Source organism: Paraburkholderia flagellata, assembly GCF_021390645.1.
In the GTDB taxonomy this organism is placed as follows: Bacteria; Pseudomonadota; Gammaproteobacteria; order Burkholderiales; family Burkholderiaceae; genus Paraburkholderia; species Paraburkholderia flagellata.
Window position 1 is genome coordinate 470,476 of the sequence record NZ_JAJEJT010000003.1, and the last position, 19,340, is coordinate 489,815.

The 19,340-nt window shown below is 60.9% G+C and carries 16 protein-coding genes, 2 tRNA genes, 1 rRNA gene and 2 pseudogenes; 6 read left to right on the forward strand and 15 right to left on the reverse strand.

Going from position 1 to position 19,340, the window contains the following annotated elements; genetic code table 11:
* The 3 genes from L0U83_RS25725 to L0U83_RS25735 all read right to left on the reverse strand — a co-directional run bounded on the left by L0U83_RS25725 (window position 1) and on the right by L0U83_RS25735 (window position 1,789).
* Window positions 1-76: transfer RNA gene (locus L0U83_RS25725), tRNA-Ala, on the reverse strand.
* Between the two features lie 37 nt (window positions 77-113).
* A tRNA-Ile gene (locus L0U83_RS25730) sits at window positions 114-190 on the reverse strand.
* A gap of 66 nt (window positions 191-256) precedes the next feature.
* Window positions 257-1,789 (reverse strand): 16S ribosomal RNA (locus L0U83_RS25735).
* A gap of 407 nt (window positions 1,790-2,196) precedes the next feature.
* Here L0U83_RS25735 and L0U83_RS25740 point away from each other — a divergent pair.
* Window positions 2,197-2,499, forward strand: a pseudogene (locus L0U83_RS25740) (hypothetical protein); the annotation flags it as partial.
* Here the strand turns inward: L0U83_RS25740 and argC are convergent.
* On the reverse strand, window positions 2,469-3,395 hold the full coding sequence (gene argC, locus L0U83_RS25745; RefSeq protein ID WP_233886987.1) for an N-acetyl-gamma-glutamyl-phosphate reductase: 927 nt from the start codon (window positions 3,393-3,395) through the stop codon (window positions 2,469-2,471). The pseudogene L0U83_RS25740 and the gene argC sit on opposite strands and share 31 nt — an antisense overlap.
* A gap of 124 nt (window positions 3,396-3,519) precedes the next feature.
* On the opposite strand from argC, the gene L0U83_RS25750 reads away from it, so the two are divergent.
* Window positions 3,520-4,404: a LysR family transcriptional regulator gene (locus L0U83_RS25750; protein WP_233886988.1), complete on the forward strand. Its 885-nt coding sequence runs from the start codon at window positions 3,520-3,522 to the stop codon at window positions 4,402-4,404.
* Between the two features lie 131 nt (window positions 4,405-4,535).
* On the opposite strand, the gene L0U83_RS25755 is transcribed toward L0U83_RS25750, so the two are convergent.
* From L0U83_RS25755 to L0U83_RS25785, 7 genes are all read right to left on the reverse strand, one after another.
* Window positions 4,536-5,021: a helix-turn-helix transcriptional regulator gene (locus L0U83_RS25755; protein WP_233886989.1), complete on the reverse strand. Its 486-nt coding sequence runs from the start codon at window positions 5,019-5,021 to the stop codon at window positions 4,536-4,538.
* A 178-nt stretch (window positions 5,022-5,199) separates the two neighbouring features.
* Window positions 5,200-6,105, reverse strand: a complete 906-nt coding sequence (locus L0U83_RS25760; protein WP_308445087.1) for a S1C family serine protease — start codon at window positions 6,103-6,105, stop codon at window positions 5,200-5,202.
* Between the two features lie 127 nt (window positions 6,106-6,232).
* Window positions 6,233-6,613 carry a porin gene (locus tag L0U83_RS25765; RefSeq protein WP_233886991.1) on the reverse strand — a complete coding sequence of 127 codons (381 nt, stop codon included), beginning with the start codon at window positions 6,611-6,613 and terminating at the stop codon, window positions 6,233-6,235.
* A gap of 615 nt (window positions 6,614-7,228) precedes the next feature.
* Window positions 7,229-7,585 carry a SpoIIAA family protein gene (locus L0U83_RS25770; RefSeq protein WP_233886992.1) on the reverse strand — a complete coding sequence of 119 codons (357 nt, stop codon included), beginning with the start codon at window positions 7,583-7,585 and terminating at the stop codon, window positions 7,229-7,231.
* Between the two features lie 498 nt (window positions 7,586-8,083).
* Complete coding sequence (locus L0U83_RS25775; protein ID WP_233886993.1) at window positions 8,084-8,398, reverse strand: AtuA-related protein; 315 nt, start codon at window positions 8,396-8,398, stop codon at window positions 8,084-8,086.
* Complete coding sequence (locus L0U83_RS25780) at window positions 8,385-9,758, reverse strand: acyclic terpene utilization AtuA family protein (RefSeq protein WP_233886994.1); 1,374 nt, start codon at window positions 9,756-9,758, stop codon at window positions 8,385-8,387. Before L0U83_RS25780 ends, L0U83_RS25775 begins: the two co-directional genes overlap by 14 nt.
* An 18-nt stretch (window positions 9,759-9,776) precedes the next feature.
* On the reverse strand, window positions 9,777-11,081 hold the full coding sequence (locus L0U83_RS25785; RefSeq protein ID WP_233886995.1) for a CitMHS family transporter: 1,305 nt from the start codon (window positions 11,079-11,081) through the stop codon (window positions 9,777-9,779).
* A 98-nt stretch (window positions 11,082-11,179) separates the two neighbouring features.
* Between L0U83_RS25785 and L0U83_RS25790 the strand changes: the two genes are divergently transcribed.
* On the forward strand, window positions 11,180-12,076 hold the full coding sequence (locus tag L0U83_RS25790) for a LysR family transcriptional regulator (protein ID WP_233886996.1): 897 nt from the start codon (window positions 11,180-11,182) through the stop codon (window positions 12,074-12,076).
* Between the two features lie 309 nt (window positions 12,077-12,385).
* On the opposite strand, the pseudogene L0U83_RS25795 reads toward L0U83_RS25790, so the two are convergent.
* From L0U83_RS25795 to L0U83_RS25805, 3 genes and pseudogenes are all read right to left on the reverse strand, one after another.
* Window positions 12,386-12,576 (reverse strand): annotated as a pseudogene (locus L0U83_RS25795) (IS5/IS1182 family transposase); the annotation flags it as partial.
* On the reverse strand, window positions 12,576-13,625 hold the full coding sequence (locus tag L0U83_RS25800; protein ID WP_233886997.1) for a GSU2403 family nucleotidyltransferase fold protein: 1,050 nt from the start codon (window positions 13,623-13,625) through the stop codon (window positions 12,576-12,578). The pseudogene L0U83_RS25795 and the gene L0U83_RS25800, both read right to left, overlap by 1 nt.
* A gap of 25 nt (window positions 13,626-13,650) precedes the next feature.
* Window positions 13,651-14,133, reverse strand: a complete 483-nt coding sequence (locus tag L0U83_RS25805) for a hypothetical protein (protein ID WP_233887951.1) — start codon at window positions 14,131-14,133, stop codon at window positions 13,651-13,653.
* A 72-nt stretch (window positions 14,134-14,205) separates the two neighbouring features.
* Here L0U83_RS25805 and L0U83_RS25810 point away from each other — a divergent pair, with 72 nt between their 5' ends.
* The 3 genes from L0U83_RS25810 to L0U83_RS40580 all read left to right on the forward strand — a co-directional run bounded on the left by L0U83_RS25810 (window position 14,206) and on the right by L0U83_RS40580 (window position 17,704).
* Window positions 14,206-14,832: a carbonic anhydrase gene (locus L0U83_RS25810; RefSeq protein WP_233886998.1), complete on the forward strand. Its 627-nt coding sequence runs from the start codon at window positions 14,206-14,208 to the stop codon at window positions 14,830-14,832.
* A 113-nt stretch (window positions 14,833-14,945) separates the two neighbouring features.
* Window positions 14,946-16,475, forward strand: coding sequence for a SulP family inorganic anion transporter (locus L0U83_RS25815; RefSeq protein WP_233886999.1), 1,530 nt, complete (start codon window positions 14,946-14,948; stop codon window positions 16,473-16,475).
* Window positions 16,476-17,572: 1,097 nt separating this feature from the next.
* Window positions 17,573-17,704, forward strand: coding sequence for a hypothetical protein (locus tag L0U83_RS40580; protein WP_267939510.1), 132 nt, complete (start codon window positions 17,573-17,575; stop codon window positions 17,702-17,704).
* Between the two features lie 248 nt (window positions 17,705-17,952).
* Here the strand turns inward: L0U83_RS40580 and L0U83_RS25825 are convergent, their stop codons facing one another.
* Window positions 17,953-18,783 carry a tyrosine-protein phosphatase gene (locus L0U83_RS25825; protein ID WP_233887001.1) on the reverse strand — a complete coding sequence of 277 codons (831 nt, stop codon included), beginning with the start codon at window positions 18,781-18,783 and terminating at the stop codon, window positions 17,953-17,955.
* Window positions 18,784-19,340 lie beyond the last annotated feature (557 nt).

A 19,340-nucleotide genomic window follows, 5' to 3' on the forward strand; every position in this document is an offset into this window, starting at 1 on the left:
TGGTGGAGGATGACGGGATCGAACCGACGACCCCCTGCTTGCAAAGCAGGTGCTCTCCCAGCTGAGCTAATCCCCCAGTCACACAACTCAAGGGGGCTGCCCGTCACAGACAGTGGTGGGTCTGGATGGATTCGAACCATCGACCCCCGCCTTATCAAGACGGTGCTCTAACCGACTGAGCTACAGACCCCTGAGTCTGTCTTTCTTACAGCCGACAAGTGTGAGCGCTTAAAACGCAGTGAGCGATGAGCTCATGAAAGGAGGTGATCCAGCCGCACCTTCCGATACGGCTACCTTGTTACGACTTCACCCCAGTCATGAATCCTGCCGTGGTGACCGTCCTCCTTGCGGTTAGACTAGCCACTTCTGGCAAAACCCACTCCCATGGTGTGACGGGCGGTGTGTACAAGACCCGGGAACGTATTCACCGCGGCATGCTGATCCGCGATTACTAGCGATTCCAGCTTCACGCAGTCGAGTTGCAGACTGCGATCCGGACTACGATCGGTTTTCTGGGATTGGCTCCACCTCGCGGCTTGGCAACCCTCTGTTCCGACCATTGTATGACGTGTGAAGCCCTACCCATAAGGGCCATGAGGACTTGACGTCATCCCCACCTTCCTCCGGTTTGTCACCGGCAGTCTCCCTGGAGTGCTCTTGCGTAGCAACTAGGGACAAGGGTTGCGCTCGTTGCGGGACTTAACCCAACATCTCACGACACGAGCTGACGACAGCCATGCAGCACCTGTGTTACGGCTCCCTTTCGGGCACTTCCACCTCTCAGCGGAATTCCGTACATGTCAAGGGTAGGTAAGGTTTTTCGCGTTGCATCGAATTAATCCACATCATCCACCGCTTGTGCGGGTCCCCGTCAATTCCTTTGAGTTTTAATCTTGCGACCGTACTCCCCAGGCGGTCAACTTCACGCGTTAGCTACGTTACCAAGCCAATGAAGGCCCGACAACCAGTTGACATCGTTTAGGGCGTGGACTACCAGGGTATCTAATCCTGTTTGCTCCCCACGCTTTCGTGCATGAGCGTCAGTATTGGCCCAGGGGGCTGCCTTCGCCATCGGTATTCCTCCACATCTCTACGCATTTCACTGCTACACGTGGAATTCTACCCCCCTCTGCCATACTCCAGCGATGCAGTCACCAATGCAGTTCCCAGGTTAAGCCCGGGGATTTCACATCGGTCTTACATCACCGCCTGCGCACGCTTTACGCCCAGTAATTCCGATTAACGCTCGCACCCTACGTATTACCGCGGCTGCTGGCACGTAGTTAGCCGGTGCTTATTCTTCCGGTACCGTCATCCCCTCAAGGTATTATCTCGAAGGATTTCTTTCCGGACAAAAGTGCTTTACAACCCGAAGGCCTTCTTCACACACGCGGCATTGCTGGATCAGGCTTTCGCCCATTGTCCAAAATTCCCCACTGCTGCCTCCCGTAGGAGTCTGGGCCGTGTCTCAGTCCCAGTGTGGCTGGTCGTCCTCTCAGACCAGCTACGGATCGTCGCCTTGGTAGGCCTTTACCCCACCAACTAGCTAATCCGCCATCGGCCACCCCAATAGCGCGAGGCCCGAAGGTCCCCCGCTTTCATCCATGGATCGTATGCGGTATTAATCCGGCTTTCGCCGGGCTATCCCCCACTACTGGACATGTTCCGATGTATTACTCACCCGTTCGCCACTCGCCACCAGGTGCAAGCACCCGTGCTGCCGTTCGACTTGCATGTGTAAGGCATGCCGCCAGCGTTCAATCTGAGCCAGGATCAAACTCTTCAGTTTAAACCTGTTACTGTTTTCGGTTCTCTCGAACCGGTCGCTCACTCAAAGCTGACAGGTCATTGAATAAATTCAAAAACCTGACTTACTTTAGTGTGAGACTCTTGATACTTTTGCTGCTCCCGACTCCATTCCGAAGAACGGGGTCAGGCCGCCACCGCATCAAGCGCCCACACTTATCGGCTGTAAATTTTTAAAGAGCAATTCGTCTTAATCGCTTCGTTTTCGTTCGCAGCGATCAGCGAAGGAGGCGAATTATGCAGGCCCAGGAACCACTCGTCAAGCGAATCTGGAATATTTATTTCCAGGGGCCCTACACAGATTATGTGACGCGAAATTACCGCCTCTTGAGGCGCCGGCGAATGAAAATACGTTGCCATGTATTCAGCGCCGCCCGGTCCCAGTCGGCAATCGACGAGCACGGCGGCGGCGCGGACGAAGCGGCATACGACGCCTTGCACGCGTAGGCCCAGGCGACCCCACAATACGCGCCGTTCGTCAATGCCGTTCGCAGGGAAATCCTGGAATACTTCGGCGTAGCCGACGATCAACTGGACTGGGTGGTCCTGCTGCGCGATGACGACAGCGATGAGCTTTGGGCAAAGGTCAACCGGCGGCGGAACGCGCTGGGAACCGGAGAAGTGCGCGGAGATCCCGGATCATCGCGTGCCATCGGCCACCACTACCGCGCGAGCATCAGGTTCAGGTTCTGAACCGCAGCGCCGGCTGCGCCTTTGCCGAGATTGTCGAAAACCGCGGATAGCAGAACGTGCCCGTGTTCCACGTTAGGAAACACGCTTAAGCGCATATCGTCCGTACCGTTCAGCACCTGCGGGTCCAACTGCTTTAAAGCGCACGATTCGTGCAGCGGCAAGACATGTACGTGGGTCGCCTCGCCATAGTGGCGCGCGAGGCACGCGTGTAACGTGGCGCCATCTACGTGGGGTGCCAGAAACCGCATATCCAGGGGCACCGTCAGTACAATGCCCTGGCGGAACGCACCGTACGCAGGGACGAAGATCGGACGCCGCGCGAGTCCGGCGTGCTGCTGGATCTCCGGAGTGTGCTTGTGCGCGAGTTCCAGACCATACACCTGGTACGAAGGTGCGTTGACAGCACCCGGCCCCTCGTGTTCTTCCACGCCGGCTCGCCCGCGTCCTGAGTAACCAGACACCGCGTAAATGCTGACCGGGTGGCTCCCTGGAATGAGCCCGGCGTGCAGCAGGGGACGCAGCAGGCCAATTGCACCGGTCGGATAGCAACCTGGATTGGTGACCCGGCGGGCGGTCGCAATGCGCTCAGCCTGTCGCGGCGTCATTTCCGGAAAGCCGTATGTCCAGTCCGGCTGTGTGCGATGGGCTGAACTTGCGTCGATGACTCTGACGGCAGGGTTGACGATGGCGTCCACCGCCTCGCGCGCGGCGCCATCGGGCAAGCAGAGGATAGCGATGTCGCAGGCGTTGATGGCTTCGGCGCGACGCCTGGCATCCTTGCGTTCCGCCGCGGGAAGCGTGACCAGTTTCAGATCGGTCCGGCCGCGAAGCCGTTCGTGAATTTGCAACCCGGTGGTGCCTTGGTCGCCGTCGATGAAAACAAGGGGAGAGCTCATGCGCGCAATACTCCGGTGACTGGTAACAAGCCGAACAAGCCTGTTATCTTCCACGCACCGCTAGAATAGCGAAAGTTGAATTTCATAACTATGACATTCAGTTTTTCTGAATCTGGACGCCGACATGCGAGAGATCAGCCTGGACCGCTTGCGCACCCTGGTCGCTATTGCCGACCGTGGCTCATTTGCCGACGCGGCGCGTGCGTTGCATCTGGCGCCGCCAACGGTCAGCCTCCACATTGCTGAACTGGAAGAGCGCATTGGGGCTCCGCTCCTGTCGCGCAAGCGTGGACATGTTCGGCCTTCGGCAACAGGCGAGTTGTTGGTCGAGCGCGCGCGCAGGCTGTTGGCCGACGCGGAACAGGCGTTAGATGATGTTCATCGCCAGGTCCAAGGACTTGTCGGGCGCGTTCGGCTCGGAGCATCGACCGGCGCGATTGCGCATCTTTTGCCGCAAGCGCTTGAGGTGCTGCGTCAGCACCATCCCGCGATCGATATTCAGATCGCGGTACTCACCTCGCATGAAACGCTAATCCGATTGGCCGATGGGACGCTGGATATTGGGCTGGTCGCACTGCCTCAGCCTCCGGTGGCTGGACTCGTGATCAAGCCCTGGCGCCGCGACCCCGTGATGGCTTTTGTGCCGGCGCATTGGCGCTGTCCGGCTCGCATCACGCCTGAATGGCTCGCCGCTCAACCTCTCATTCTCAATGATGCGACGACGCGTCTGTCGCGTCTGACTTCGGAGTGGTTTGCGACCGGAGGGCACCACCCCGCGCCGCGCATCCAGCTCAATTACAACGATGCGATCAAGAGTCTGGTAGCGGCAGGTTATGGCGCGGCGCTGTTGCCTCATGAGGCCACTACGCCATTACCCGACAGGCGCATTGTCATGCGTCCGCTACGCCCGGCGTTGTGGCGTCGGCTCGGCATTGCGCATCGTGCGGGGCACGTCGAACGATCCACACAACATGTACTCGATGTGTTGTGGGATCTGCGATTGGCGTAGGCGTTTGCCCCGACAAACGAATGGCCGGCCTGTAGATATTGAACTGTGTCGAAAACGGTAGTTGGGTGACGCGTCGAAGTCGAGCCAGCAGTGGACAATATCGATGAGGATTGACGGCTCACCGTGTCTGTCTACACCATGATGAGTCCGTGCCGCATAGCGAGCATCACTGCTTCGGTGCGATTGGTCGCGCCGAGTTTGCCGAAGATGGAAGAGAGGTGAGATTTCACCGTGTTATCCGAGATGTCGAGTTGCCGCGCGATCTCCTTGTTGCCGAGTCCGTCGGCAAGCATCGCCAGCACTTCTATTTCTCGTAACGTCAAGGCTTCGGACGGTCCGCTGGATGCCGTCCAGCCAACCGGTTTTCGTCCGGCCAGCAGCCTTGCGAGGATCTCGGGCGACAGCACGCACAAGCCCGCGGCGACGGCTTCGATGGACGCGACGATTTCAGCTGGCATCACGTTGCGCGACAGGATCGCGATCGCCTCGGCGGGGAGCACGTCAAGGACCCAGTCGCTATCCAGGTCGTCGAGCAACACGACAAGCGCGGACGGTGCGTGCCCGCGTTCGAATCGCGTCTTGAGCGCGTCGCTCTCATCCGGCTCGTTGTCAATCACGACCACGTCCGGCACCGAACCCGCAAGGTTTTCGGCGAGCGCGTCGGCGTCGGCTGCGCTAACCATGAACTCGAGTGCTGGGTGCGCCTCAACCATCGTTTGCAGGCTTGCGCGCACCCGCGACGATGCCGCAATCACTGCGACCCGGACCGGCCCCATGTGTGCCACCTGTCCAACCTCACCTGCACGAATTGCGTTGGGGGCGCTCACCCACCGTGACCGAAGACGCCTGGCGCTCGCCGCCTCGGATCAACGCGATTTGCAGCTGCTGTCCGATGCTTGTCGAGCCCAGCGCGGCATACAGATCGTCCATGTCGCGGCAAGGTTTGCCGTCCAGTTCGATGAGCACATCGCCTATGAGCACACCCGCCTGTTCCGCTGGACCGCCTGGCGCAAGCGAACTGATCAGCAACCCGCTACTGAACGACACGTTCATTTTGCTCACCCAGGCATCCGGCAGCCGGACCTGCTGCGTGCCCACGCCAAGGTAGCCGCGTGAGATCCGCCCTTTCGCCAACAGTTCGTCACTGACGCGCTCCACCGTCACCGCGGGAATCACCATGCCGGGGCCGCGCATCAGCGCCGACGTGCAGATGCCCACGACTTGCCCACGCATATCCGCGAGGGCCGCCCCAGAGAAACCTGGGCGCAAACCGCCGTCCAGTCGCACGAACGCATCGAGTTGCCCACCTCTCCACGTGCGCCACGGGCCACCTGTGCTGCCGATCACGCCAAAATCCGTGCTGATGCCCAGCGCGTCCGTGCGCGCGACCGCGAGCGCCAGATGACCCGGCTTCAGTGAGCGCGCATCGCCGGCTTCGACTGGGTCCAGGTCTACCCCGTCCAGTTTCAGCACGGCGAGGTCGGTGCCCAAGTCCAGCCCCGCGAGGACTGTGGCGATCGTGCGGCCGTCGGCCAATGTGACTTCGATCCCGTCCTCACGGCGGATCGTGTGTGCAGCCGTCACGACGACGCCGTGACGCCAGATTACCCCACTTGACGGCACGCGATGCCGGCCGTGTATTGCCACGACACTCTGCCCGACTCGTCCAACAATGTCGGCCAGATTGTCCGATAGATCCATCAAAGGATTTCCGTTCGAGGAAGTGGTTGCCATTTCGAGTCCCCTGTCAATTACGGGTTCAGAATGACAGAAGGACAGGCGGCGCACACCACCCAAATGGGTAGTCGGTAGACTATGATGGACTTCGTCACTGAAAGCCCAGCGCACAGTGCGTGCGCGCGCTGCATTCGCAGCGCCAGGCCGAAACCTCTGGCGAATCTCGGCGCGGCAAGCACCTGAAGGCTGCTGGACGAATCGCCAGCATTCCCAATATTGGCCACTGCCGGCGCACCAGTGGACGAGGTGCCCGAGGCGATCCGGTAAGCGCCTTCAAACAGAACTCCGTTCGTTTCGAAAGGAAATAGTCGGCGATCACGCTGAACTGGTTGAAGTGCTGATTGCCGACATTGTCGCCAGCGGGCGGGCGAACGTTGTTACCTTTCGCGAAATCGTAGGCCGCACCGAGGATGAATGCCTCGGTAACCGTCCATTTGACACCTGCGTCGACATGATTGAACTTCGCGCTCACGCCACCCCATTGGACTCATTCTGACCTTCGGACCATCACCGAATGTTCAGGATCGTCCCTCCAATGCCTGCTCCTGGATCACTCGATTGCCTCTTGCGCGTTACCGATTGCCGGTCCGAAGGATTGGAGCATCCATGCGAATCGCGCTTGCCAACCACGGCTCGGTTGCGAGGGAGCACGAAGCACGCGGTCTTGTCCCCATGAGCGGCGCTCCTTTTCACGCGGTGCGCCGACGTCCTGCGGCGTAAGCACTACTGGATCCACAAAAGCACCGCCACCGGAAAAACCGGTTCCGCTCCGCCCGCGCAGTTGTCCACAGAAACGGTGGACAACCCTGTGCAAACACCAGGCGCGGTAGAGCCCGACATGCTCGCCGGGCGCACACAACAGGTGAGCGAGGAAGGTTCGGCCGATGCATGACGACCAGCGCGACGCCCTCATTCGAGCCTTTCGGTATTTGGCCAATATTGAATGACGGGTCCCGGATAAATCGAGCAGGCGCTAACGCCCCCGCAGCCGCCGGTGCAAGCGAGCTCGAATACCAAAGGCACCTTGATTGCAGGTCAATCGGGCTCGGACGTGCAGCCCGACTGCCATGAATATGCCAGGCGGCACTCAGGCGTTGATCCAGGCGCGAGCCTGCTCCAGTTCGTTGATGCGGAACGCCTTGACATCTGCCTTTGTAAAAAACCGCGCCAGATGCATCGAGGCCCGGATCCAGCCCGCATCGGCCACGACTGCGGCGCGCGTGACCTTGCGGGCCAAAGAAACACCGAGCGTTAAATCTGTCCACAGCGCCTTCGGCTCGATGCCGGTGAAATGCTCGATGCGCTCGAGCACGCGGGTCTTGCCGTTCAGTTCGAGATCACCACGCATGCGCTCAATGGCTTCGCGCAGATCGTGGTCGGTGAGTTTGCCTTCGACGGAAATTTCGATGACAGGGGAATCGGGCTCGGTGTGATACAGGATCATGGCAGGACCACCAGACTGATGAGACGTTGCACACGCTCAGGCGCCGCGTGGATGAGCCTGGCGTTCGATGATTTCTTCACGATACCCCTTTTCACACGGCTCGGTTACTCAGGTTCAACGCAGTTTAGAGTCCGCTGACGACGCCGCCCCGTCACCATCTTCCCGTCCGTGCGACACGTGTCGCTGCGTGGCCAATGGTTCGGTTGCGTCCGGGTATAGACATCGCCAAATATTACTGTTACCTTACATAAAGGTTGCGGCCAGACCCCGCAGCCTCCAGCGCCTCCCAAGCTGGAAGACAAAGCTTAAGGCCGTCGCATTCACTCAGAATCGACGGCCTCTTTTCATCACGCAGAGGGTAGCGGTGAATGCTTTGCGGTTACTGCGCTGCCGCCGCAGCCAACGCGGGAGACTCCGTTTCCTTCATGGCGAGGGCGCATCCTGGAACGTTGACTCACCAGTCGCCTGGCGTCTATCGAAAAGCGCATCACTTTCCGCTCACTCGGGAAGATCGTCCACTTCGATATCGAGGAGCGCCATGCTCATCGACTTGCCGTGCGCGTCTAGCGCCAGCGAACGCGTGACGCCTCCCCCGAGTGCGTTGCCGAGCACGAAATTGAACGCGCCCAGAAGCGGCAGTTCGTAACGCACGACGTCACCTTTAACCACATCGGCGAGGTGAGCCTTCACGCGCTCCGGCGTCAACACGTTGCGCAGATGGGCGTAGTGCTTCACGTCAAAGCAGATCACCGAAATATTCAGCGTATTGCCTTTGTCGCCGGTGCGGCCATGCGCCAGTTCACGCAGTTTCATCGCTTGCCTCGACAAATTGGAAAGACGGACTGACTTGTTCACGCGGCAGCAGCACGGACTGCACGGCGAGCACCTCGCGCGTGGATTTGGTAACGCCCCCGCCGCCCGCAGGTCCGTTGGTGTAGAGCGTTTCGACCTCGTTACCGATGCGTGCGGCTTCCTTTGCCTTCGCAGCGCGCCCCGCCACGCGAACGCGCACTTCGTACGGTTCATCGCGATGTGCCGCGAGCGCATCGCCATAGAGCGCATTCACGCCGATCAGGTCGAAGCGCAGTTCGCTCGTGTCGACGCCCGTGATGGCCAGGCGCTCCCGCACGATGTCGAGCGCAAGCCGCGCACGCTCGACGGCGCCTGGACCGCCATAGGAAATCTGCCCCTCTCCGATGCAGCCGTCGACATACGCGACCGACACCTTCAGCGTGCCGGTGCGAGGGCTACCGCGTCCACCTGTCACGCGCACGCGGTCTTGTGCGTCCTCTACGACACGTACCTCGGAGAAGTTCGCGACGACATCGGGCTGAAAGTAGCGTTGTGGATCGTGAATCTCGTAGAGCAACTGCTCCTTGCACGTGGCCTCGGTCACGCGCCCGCCCGCTTGCGGCACCTTCGTCACGACGACGCTGCCATCGGCACCCACTTCGCCAATCGGAAAACCTAGCCGCGCGAGATCCGCGACGTCCTTGATGCCGGGATCGGCAAAATAGCCACCAGTCACCTGTCCCGCACATTCGAGCAAATGACCGATGACGGTCGCCTGCCCGAGTGTGTTCCAGTCGTCCATGCGCCACCCGAACTCGTGAATGAGCGGTGCCGTGAACAACGACGGGTCCGCGACACGCCCCGTCAGCACGATATCCGCGCCCGCTGCGAGCGCCTCGACAATAGGCGCGGCGCCGAGATACGCATTCGCCGAGACGATGCGATCCGTGTACTGGCTGACATCGTCGCCGGACTCTTCGAAGCGCAGTTGGGATTGCAGGACGACATCGAGCACGTCGTCGCCGGTGACGGCAGCGATCTTCAGTCCGGTCAGGCCAAGCTCCCGCGCAATCTGCGCGGTCCTGATCGCCGCCGCGCGCGGATTGGCTGCACCCATGTTCGAAATGATGCGCACGCGGTTCTTCACGGCGACCGGCAATACGGCGCGCATGCGCGCTTCGAGCAGCGGATCGTAGCCGAGTTCGGGATGGTGGCGGCGCGTCTGCTGCGCGATTGCGACCGTGCGTTCCGCGAGGCATTCGAATACGAGGTAGTCCAGCGCGCCGTGCTCCGCGAGTTCGACAGCGGGCTCGATGCGGTCGCCCGAGTAGCCTGCGCCCGCGCCTATCCGTACGTGTTTTGGTGATTCGGTCCGGTTCATGACGTCGATAACTCCTGATTACAGCGCAAACACGCCCAGCACGACGCACGCGATCGTCATGACGATCGACGCGCCGAACAGCAGCGGAAACGTGAACTTCTGATGATCCGCGAGATCGATTCCACATAGGCCGACGACAAGAAACGTCGCGGGCGTGAGCGGGCTCACCGGGAAACCGGTGGTCATCTGGCCTAGCAGCGCGGCCTGCCCGATGTGCACCGCCGGCACGCCGAACTGCGACGCCACTTCGGCGATCACCGGCAGTACACCGAAATAAAATGAATCGGGATCGAAGAGCATCGAGAGCGGCATCGACAGCACGCCGAGCGCGACCGGAATCTGCCCTGCAAACGCAGGCGGCACGAAGCCGACCGCCGCCTGCGCCATTGCCTTGAGCATGCCGCTGCCCTGCATGATGCCGGTGAACACGCCAGCTGCAAGCAGAATGCCCGCCATCATCAGCGCGGCGCGCGCGTGCGCGTCGATGCGCTTTCGCTGCATGTTGACGTTCGGGTAATTCACCATCAGCGCGATGCACAGGCCTACCATGAACATGATCGCGGGCGGAATCTTCTCGCCCATCACGACCATCGTGCCGAGCACGATGATCGTCAGCACGATGTTGAACCAGAAGTTTTTCGGGCGGCGCAGTGCCTGCTCCTCGGGCGTGAGTTCGCGTTTGGGCATCGGAACACTGCCGCTCGCGGAGGAATAGCCAAGGCGTTTTTCCTCGCGCCGGCCGAGCCACCACGCCATGCTGAACACGAATACGAGGCCGATCGCCTGCACCGGAATCAGCGGGTTGAAAAGCGCGGAAATCGGCAGATGCAGCGACGCCGATGCGCGGATCATCGGCCCCGTCCACGGCAGGAAGTTGATGCCCGCCGCCATCGAAACGGCCGCCGCGAGTACGCGCTTGTCCATGTTCAGGCGCTCGTACAGCGGCAGCATCGCGGGGATCGTGACGAGAAAGCACACGGCGCCCGAGCCGTCGAGGTGGATGAGCAGCGCGAGCAGCGTCGTGCCCAATACGATACGCGTGGGTTTGGTACCAACCGTGCGCAGGATGCGGTCGATGATCGGATCGAGCGTACCCGCGTCCGTGATCGTGCCGAAATAGAGAATCGCGAACACGAACATGCCGACGACGGGCGCGAGGCTCTTCAATCCGTCGATGACGAACTTGCTCGTCTGCAAGCCGAATCCGCCCATCAGCGATGCGGCGATCGGCACGATGATGAGCGCGACGAGCGGCGACATGCGTTTTGAAAGAATCGCGGCCAGCAATACCACGATTGTCACGAGCCCCAGCAAAGGCAGCATGTTGTGTCTCCAGTCTTGTCTTTTAGTAGGGACCAGCGTAAGTTCGGCGGTGCAATAACGCAATTGAAATGAATTGATCGCAGCAATCACAGTTCGTTATGGATCTCAATCTCCGCGACATTCGAGCTTTCGTGACCGTGGCGCACGCGGGCAACTTCACGCGCGCTGCAGCCCGGCTGCATTTGTCGCAGCCCGCGCTAACCGTGCAGATTCGGCGTCTCGAAGAAACAGTGGGTGCGCGATTGTTCGATCGCAACAGCCGCAGCGTCGCGCTGACGCAAACGGGCCGCGAATTGCTGCCTATCCTGACGCGATCGCTGGCAGATATGGAGCAGGCCCTGCGGGACGCGCGCGCCCTCGGCGATGGTTCGAGCGGCACGGTGCGGCTCGCTTGCCTGCCAACCTTCGCGGCCAGTGCGCTGCCCGATCTCATTCAGGCGTTTCGCAAACGCGTGCCGCAGGCGCGATTTCAGGTTCGCGATGTCGTCGCAAGCGCCGTCAACGCACTCGTGCGCAATGAGGAGGTCGATATCGGCCTGACGGGCGGCCACAGCGTCGATGCGACGCTCGATATCCTGCAGACGGGTGAGGACCGGCTCGTGATCGTATGTCCGAAGACCCACCCGCTTGCCCGCAAGCGCTCGGTGACGGTCGACGACTTCACGTCGATGCCGCTCGTGCTGACCGCTCCGGGAACCAGTGTGCGCGCGGTTGTGGACGCCGCGCTGTCAAACTCGCGTTGCACGCCCGATATTGCGTGCGAGCCGATGTACATGATGACCGCCGTCGCGATGGTGCGCGGCGGCCTCGGGATCTCCGTTCTTCCCGCGTCCGCGCGCGAAGTGCATGCCGAGCGTGGTCTCGTTACGCGGCCCATCGACGATCCCGCGTTCGTGCGCCCGATTGCGCTCGTCAAGAAGCGCGGTCGCACGCTGCCGCGCGTGACTGAGGACTTCGTCGATACTGTTGACCTGAGCGGGAAGGCGGCGGGTTGATCTGCGTGGTGGATCTGTCTGGCACGATCGGCCTGGTGGGAAATCCGGCGGAATCAAGGCGCAGTTGCCGAACAACGCGGCCTGCACGTAGTCTGCCGCCTTCTGCACTGTCTGTCCGAAAATGCTGAGCAACCGTGCGCGCTTTTCCGGCACGAGCGTGGCTCCATGCGTATGGGCCCAGCGATACTCGTCGTATGACGCGCCCGTGCTTGCGAAGTGCGCGTCATAGGGCTATCGACTTTCCCTAACTGATGTCAACCGTTTCGCCATACGTCGCAGGTTCCGAGCAGTGGCAGCCAGGAGGAACTAGTCCTGAGCGCCTGACAGCCCTCGTAGACGCAGGCGATCTAGCTTCAGGATGCGTTGACGTGCGCAATGAGCCTCTCCACCTTCTTACGCTCGCAACTCAAACGCTGGCATTGCGCAGTGGTGGCAATTCGGCGGCCAACGTTGCGCGCATCCTCAAGAGCGCCGCGGACGATCTTACGAAACGGTGTATTTAGCCGCCGAGACCCTCCTCCAGTTCCGCTAACGCGCCGTCATGGGCTTCGAGTGCGCGGCGCACGTCGGGCAGCGCGCGGCGGATCATCGTGCGCGCGGAGCGCGGAAAATCCGTGCATGCGAGTTCGATATCACCGCTTCTATGCTCACCAAGCATGGCCAGCAGTACGCAAGCCTGCTCGATATCCTTTTGCGACTTGACCAGCATGTTGGTGCGCAGACGTGAAACGAGGATCTTGTGTATCGCGAAGCGCGCGGGGTCAGGCACGCGCACCGGCACGGCGCCGTGCCGTGAGAGTAACGTGCCCATATGTGACTGGCCAAGCAGGTAGGCGAGATATGGCATGCCGCTCGCGTGCGCACCAAGCTCGGGCACGGCGACGGTCGGAAAGGTGTTGTCCTTCGATGGCACTAGCAGATCGACGTGAAAACGCGTCCGCCCGGCCTGCTTGAACGATGTAGGTGGGTCGCCTCTGTTGAACCCCGGTACCGGCACGAAGTCGATGCCAGTCTCTTTCAGAATCTCGAGCAGCCCCCCCGAAGGTACGCCCCGCAGGGCGAGCTGGCGGGCGCGCGCGATATCGATGTCCTCGGTCTCATAAGCGAGCGCCTTGATTCCGAGGCTGTTGAGCAGCACGGCGTATGCGTGCGAGCCGACGAGTACGCCGCCGGCCTGAAAGAGCCCGTGGTTATAAAGGACGGCCATGGTCGCATAGGTCTTGTTATCCGCGATCTGGAAGCCGAGCTTTGCAAGCTCGCGGATGCGGCCAATGAGATCCTTGGTTTCCTCTATCTGCCCTTGCACCGTCGTGACGTACTCATCGGCCACCGGGTCGCCCTTGGGGCCGCCGAGGCTCTCCTGCTGCCGCTTGCCCTCCGCATTCATGAACTGGCGGGCATAGTAGACGGCGTCGCCACGCTTGTGCTCGATGATCGTGCCCGGCGCTCCCACGAGCACCCGTTCCTGCGCGGCGCTGGCCTGCTCGATGTTCGCGTACTGGGCGTTAAACGCCTGATCGTGCCGCTGATAAAGTCGGATACCTTGCATGGCTCGAAGATATTGCAGTAATTTTTTAAATTTTACTGCAAAACACGCCCAACACAAATTGCAGTAATTTTCGCAAAATTACTGCAATCCCGGCTACCCCACGCAACTCGCCGCGCGCCACATGCAGCCCGATCATGCGACTTCGATGATTGTCAGCCAAAGCCGCCGAGCGCCTGGCGATCGATGAGCGGCACGAGCGCATGGCGAGCATCCAGACACGATAGTGTCTCGCCCACCCGCCCTGCTTGCCGCTTTCCACCGCTTCGTCCGCCGCGCGCAGCGTGATGAAGTCGCCTCCGGCAGCCGTCGCGTTCGCCGTGCCCACGACGTTCGGTGCCAACGTCACTGACACGTGGTACTGCGTAATGACGAAGCTCGCGCTGCCCCACCGCGCACTGCTTGGCACCTTGTCATAAAGGCGCCGGAAATCGGAGTCGAACGGAAGCAATTGCTCGACGCCATTTTTTGTATTCGCCGTGCATTGTTCTGATTTATTTTTCGAAAACATCGACCGTTTTTCTGATAGAAAGCTATACGTAAGGATTGAGCGGAGCCGCCGCTCTGAATGGAGCCTCGACGCATGAATCTTCCGAAACGTATGCTCGTTGCCAATGTCGCCTGGGCGCAGGAAATTGCCTCTCGCGACCCGCAATTCTTCAGCGCGCTAGCAAGCGGGCAGAAGCCGCAGGTACTCTGGATCGGCTGCTCCGATAGCCGCGTGCCAGCCGAAAGTGTCACTCACTGCGCGCCCGGCGATTTGTTCGTTCACCGCAATATCGCCAACCTCTTCCACCCCGACGATGACAACAACATGAGCGTGCTCGAATACGCGGTGCGTGTGCTGCGGGTCATGCACATCATTGTCTGCGGACACTACGGATGCGGCGGCGTGCGCGCCTCGCTGCTCCCGCCCGCCGACGCGCTGCCTCACGTGAACCGGCGCATCAAGCCGCTGTGCACGCTCGCGCAGACGCATCGCGCAACGCTCGCGCGCCTGCCGTCGGAAGAGGCGCGCATTGACCGTCTTGCCGAACTGAACGTGATCGAGCAAGTGCGCCTGCTGCGCGAACATCCGCTCGTGCGCGAGAGTGAGAGCGAGCCCACGCCGCTTGTGCACGGCTGGATCTTTTCGCTCAGCAACGGGCAGTTGCGCGAACTTGCGTCGGGCTACGACGCTGAAACCACGATGGCCATCGCAGCGGCCTGAGCAATCCATTCCGGATTGCATGGACAAGGCACGGCACGCCCACCCGTGCCGCCCGCCAATCGCGCCGCGGCCGTTGTCGGCTCCCCCACTCTTCTTTTCTTCCCACTTCCGTCATGACTTCGAGAGCTTCCCTGTCCGCGTTTGCGCGCGACCTCGCCGCCGGTACCGTTGTCTTTCTCGTTGCGCTGCCGTTGTGCCTTGGTATTGCAAGAGCATCCGGCGCCGAGCCGTTGACCGGTCTCGTGTCCGGCATTGTCGGCGGCATCGTCGTCGCCGCGCTCAGCGGCTCACGCCTGAGTGTGAGCGGCCCCGCCGCCGGACTCGTCGTGATCGTCGTGGATGGCATCGCACGCCTCGGCAGTTTCTCTGCATTCCTTATTGCTGTGCTGCTGTCAGGTGTGCTGCAGTTCGGCTTTGGCATGCTCAGAGCCGGGCGGCTCGCCTCGTATGTGCCCACGCCGGTCATCAAGGGCATGCTGGCAGCCATCGGACTGCTGCTGGTGATCAAGCAGGTGCCGCTCGCGCTGGGGCTGCGGTCGAGCAACGATTCCGGATCATTGACGGGTGCGCTTCAGTCGATCTCGCCAGTCGTCTGCGCCGTTGCCGTGCTCTCGCTCGCCATTCTCGCGGGCTGGGAAACGCGCGCATTGAGACGATTTGCGCTCGTGCGGCTGGTTCCCGCGCCGCTTGTCGTCGTGGTTGCAGGCGTAAGCGCAACGCTGGTTTGCGGCGCGCTCGGCACTGGCTATGCGTTACCGGCCGAGAACCGGGTGGCGCTGCCCGCCATCGAATCGTTCGCGGCTTTGGGCGAGGCCCTGCAATTCGGCGACTTCGAGCTGAGCTTCGCGCGGCTTGCCAACCTGGATATCTGGATCGTCGCCTTGACGCTCGCCATCGTCGCAAGTCTCGAGACGCTGCTGAGCCTCGAAGCGGTCGAGCAGATCGATCCGCAGCGGCGCGCCGCGCCGCCAAATCGCGAACTCAAGGCACAAGGCATCGGCAATATTCTAGCGGGCGCCATTGGGGGACTGCCCATCACGTCGGTCATCGTGCGCAGTTCGGCAAACGTGCACGCAGGCGCGCAAAGCCGGCTTTCGGCGATCGTGCATGGCGTGCTGCTGCTCGTCAGCGTGTTTGCGCTCACCGACGTGATCAACCTGATCCCGCTCGCAAGCCTCGCCGCCATTCTCATTCATACCGGCTTCAAGCTCGCCAAACCTTCATTGTTCATCGCGCTCGCGAAACAGGGCGCGGCGCCTTTCGCGCCGTTCATCGTGACGATCGCGGGCGTGCTCGCCACCGATCTGCTCACGGGAATCGTGCTCGGCGTGCTGTGCAGCGGCGCTCTCGCACTGTGGGCGAATCTGCACCGGCCGATCGCGCTTGCGTGCCATGACGACCATTTCCTGCTCTCGTTTCGCAAGGATGTGTCGTTTCTCGGCAAGGTGCCGCTCAAGCAGATGCTCGCCCATATTCCAGACCGAGCGACGGTGATCGTCGACACCACACGCGCCGATTTCATCGATCACGATGTACGCGAACTGCTCGAGCGTTTCGTCGCCGATGCGCCGCTACGGTCGATCGCGGTGGAAATACGGCGTGCCGCCGCCGTCCTTCCTCCGGCAACACGTTCGGGCGCTTGAGCACCGGACAAACGAGGCAGGTGGAATCAGTGCGCAGTGCCAAAGAAAGCCCCCGCGCCCTCCGATCGCATCAGTCCAGCGGTGACATCGGGATGGCGTTTCGTCTGGCGCAATCGTCGCTAGCTCATTTGAACTCGAGACTAAAATCCACGCCTTCGGCGAGCGCCGGCTGCGGTTGCACGCGGGTCGCGCCGGTTCGCCTCAGCCGGTCGCACCCGCGCCGCGTTGCAGGCCTTCCAGCTGGTCCAGCCGCCAAAGAGGTCAATGGCCTGCAACTCTATCTGGATAGGTAACCGCGGCACGGCAAGAGGTGATGATCGCGGCTAGCGCCGTCCGCTGCGGCCCCAAACGTATCGCACCCACCGCTGCCACCGCCTTTGCGGCGGAGCGGGTGAGTTGTGCGCACCCTGCGCTTCCCGGTCGCGCTGGACGGACTTCTGCACCTGCTCGTGAATCTGTCGCAACGTCATGCCACCGGGGCCCTTCAGTTTATCGGGATCCGAAGGAGGATCGGGATCAGGATCGTTTGTCATGGGAGTCGCCTGTAGCTGACGCGGCGACTTTATCTTGATACAGAAGCGCAGCGGCGACAAGCATGCGGCCGCGGCGCAGTCCACTCTGCGCGAAACGTGCTCCAGGTCGCGCACCGTCCTGAACCACAGTGCATGCTTCGCGACCGTCGAGCCGAATCTTGTGCCCAGGACCGAGCGCTGCAAGTTCCGGCCGTTCACGACTTCGGTTGCGCGCAATAGCCGTCGTGGCAGTCAGAGTTCACCATCATCTTCGTGTGGTGAAAATGTCGAAGCCAGGCGGTCGTATTTTTGAAATGTATTTTTTGAGGACCATCATAGGGCAACGGACTTTGAATCAGGTTTGCAGGTAAATGGGGGCACGTCATGGGCAGCACGTTAGTTTGGGCAGCAATCCCTCACAATAGCGATGGGGTCGTGTTCCAGGTTCGCGTGATTCGCGGACTTCAACGTTTTCATATCCCACGCCGGGCGCTAGAGGAGGCTTTCAAGTTGACACCTCATGCATCGGATGCAAGGCAGCTTGAACTCTTTTTTCAGCACAAGACTCACATCCTGAGTCGGGCCATGCGGAAACGTCCGATTGCGGGCGCTGACACTGCTGCGCTTCAGACTGCGGATATCGTCACGCTCGTCGAGGTGCGACAGAGCGCGACGGCGTATCTGCCGGAAACGCAAGGGTATCTGGCTTCAAACTGAAGGGCTGTTGAAGAGAACGGTCGTTGGTTTGCGGGAAATCGGACGTCGAGAACGGGTTGCGGATTCACCGGCGCGCGTACGATTGATCGCGTCGGGCAGCAGTCGGCCAACTTCAGCCGTTCTTCTTCGCCGTCACGCGGTCATTCAAACGACCGCTCCGATTAGCGGACCTTCAAGCGTGGACTCAGTCGCGGTGAGACGGGCGCTCGAAAATCGACGCGTCCCGCTCGTCGATACGTTGACTTGGACTAATTGACTCGCTCAAGATAGTGCTCACGCACCCGCTGTACGTCGATGCCGAGCACCTCGCTCAGGAATCGCGCGGTGCTGCCCCATTCCTGCTCGATGGTCTGTAGTGACGTTTGAAGATAGCCTGAGCTGACCTCCAGCAACGGCATTGCCACGTGGGGCGAAATACCCAGGGACTCTATGCGCCCCTGCAGCCCTTGGATGAGTCGCCGGTTCCAGTGGTTCGACTCCAGAAAGTTTGCCAAGATCGCGTCCGGATCCACGTCCAGTGCCGACAGCAGCAGGAAAGTGGCAAACCCGGCCCTGTCCTTGCCGGTGCTGCAGTGGTAGAGCAACGTGCGGCCCGCTTCCGCCTCTTTCATGAAACTGCCAAATGCAGATTGGTGCTTGATTGGGAAGTCGCGATACAGCTGCAGCACGAAGTCGTCCATTTCCTGCCGTGTCGCGCTTCGCAGGCGCGGCACCAGCTCGTTCATGCTCATGCTGCCTTCCAGCACCGGCAGCGCCACCCAGTTGAACGCATCGGCAAATCCGCCTTCCTCAGGGGACTTTTCTTCGGGAGAACGAAAGTCGACTACAGCGTCAAGGCCAAGCGTTCGCAGTCGCGCGATGTCGGCCGCGCTTGCCATACCCGGATTGCCGCTGCGGAAGAGTCGGCCCGAGCGCACGCGTCTGCCGTCGCGGCTGCGCAGGCCACCCAGGTCACGCAGGTTGTGAATGTTCTCGAACGCCTGTAGTGGGCTGCTGTTAGCAGCGTCGAATGCCTGACCGGTCTGAGAAGCCTCTGCGGGGGCAGCGCCAGACAAAAGCAAAGAAATATCGTCGGACATACCTGTTTTCGGTTTCGTTTGTCACTACCCACACTCGTGCAGTCCCGCGACAGGGAGAAGCGCATGGGAAGCCATTGCCTACCTGAGTTCGCGCTCTAAGCATGCCGGAGCAGGATGATCTGAATACTGCACAATAAAACAACTCGCGATATGTTTATTTGCATCGGCGCCATTGTTTTAGGCTTTCGCGCCATTAGGCGTTAACACCAAACCTCGCGCGGGCTGGGTGTCCGATTGGCCGGACGGGCATGAGCGTCCGATCCACGATAGGACTCGGCAAGCTACAACGCACGGAGTGGCCCCGTGCGACATGCACCTGAATTCGGACGATCAGACTCATGGCCGGCGGGGTCTCGTGCACGGCGATAGCCAACGCTCCCTGAGTGCCCCGAATCCGACATTCGCAATTTTACTGGATGTCACGCGGCCGGGAAAAGTCATAGCCTTTAAAAAGTAACACTTGAAAATTTGAACGCTTCGAGGTTGCGGGAATTCATAGCCTAAAGCCTTGGGGAGAGGGAGAAGATTTATAAAAACTCTTCAGGGACCGCTTATTT

Excerpts from the sequence above, each read along its gene's own strand:
- L0U83_RS40580 (WP_267939510.1), top strand. The coding sequence starts at position 17,573 with ATGCGGAAACGTCCGATTGCGGGCGCTGACACTGCTGCGCTTCAGACT.
- L0U83_RS25775 (WP_233886993.1), bottom strand. The coding sequence starts at position 8,398 with ATGAAACTGCGTGAACTGGCGCATGGCCGCACCGGCGACAAAGGCAAT.
- argC (WP_233886987.1), bottom strand. The coding sequence starts at position 3,395 with ATGAGCTCTCCCCTTGTTTTCATCGACGGCGACCAAGGCACCACCGGG.
- L0U83_RS25815 (WP_233886999.1), top strand. The coding sequence starts at position 14,946 with ATGACTTCGAGAGCTTCCCTGTCCGCGTTTGCGCGCGACCTCGCCGCC.
- L0U83_RS25780 (WP_233886994.1), bottom strand. The coding sequence starts at position 9,758 with ATGAACCGGACCGAATCACCAAAACACGTACGGATAGGCGCGGGCGCA.
- L0U83_RS25790 (WP_233886996.1), top strand. The coding sequence starts at position 11,180 with ATGGATCTCAATCTCCGCGACATTCGAGCTTTCGTGACCGTGGCGCAC.
- L0U83_RS25785 (WP_233886995.1), bottom strand. The coding sequence starts at position 11,081 with ATGCTGCCTTTGCTGGGGCTCGTGACAATCGTGGTATTGCTGGCCGCG.
- L0U83_RS25825 (WP_233887001.1), bottom strand. The coding sequence starts at position 18,783 with ATGTCCGACGATATTTCTTTGCTTTTGTCTGGCGCTGCCCCCGCAGAG.
- L0U83_RS25770 (WP_233886992.1), bottom strand. The coding sequence starts at position 7,585 with ATGATCCTGTATCACACCGAGCCCGATTCCCCTGTCATCGAAATTTCC.
- L0U83_RS25800 (WP_233886997.1), bottom strand. The coding sequence starts at position 13,625 with ATGCAAGGTATCCGACTTTATCAGCGGCACGATCAGGCGTTTAACGCC.
- L0U83_RS25810 (WP_233886998.1), top strand. The coding sequence starts at position 14,206 with ATGAATCTTCCGAAACGTATGCTCGTTGCCAATGTCGCCTGGGCGCAG.
- L0U83_RS25750 (WP_233886988.1), top strand. The coding sequence starts at position 3,520 with ATGCGAGAGATCAGCCTGGACCGCTTGCGCACCCTGGTCGCTATTGCC.
- L0U83_RS25805 (WP_233887951.1), bottom strand. The coding sequence starts at position 14,133 with ATGTTTTCGAAAAATAAATCAGAACAATGCACGGCGAATACAAAAAAT.
- L0U83_RS25760 (WP_308445087.1), bottom strand. The coding sequence starts at position 6,105 with ATGGATCTATCGGACAATCTGGCCGACATTGTTGGACGAGTCGGGCAG.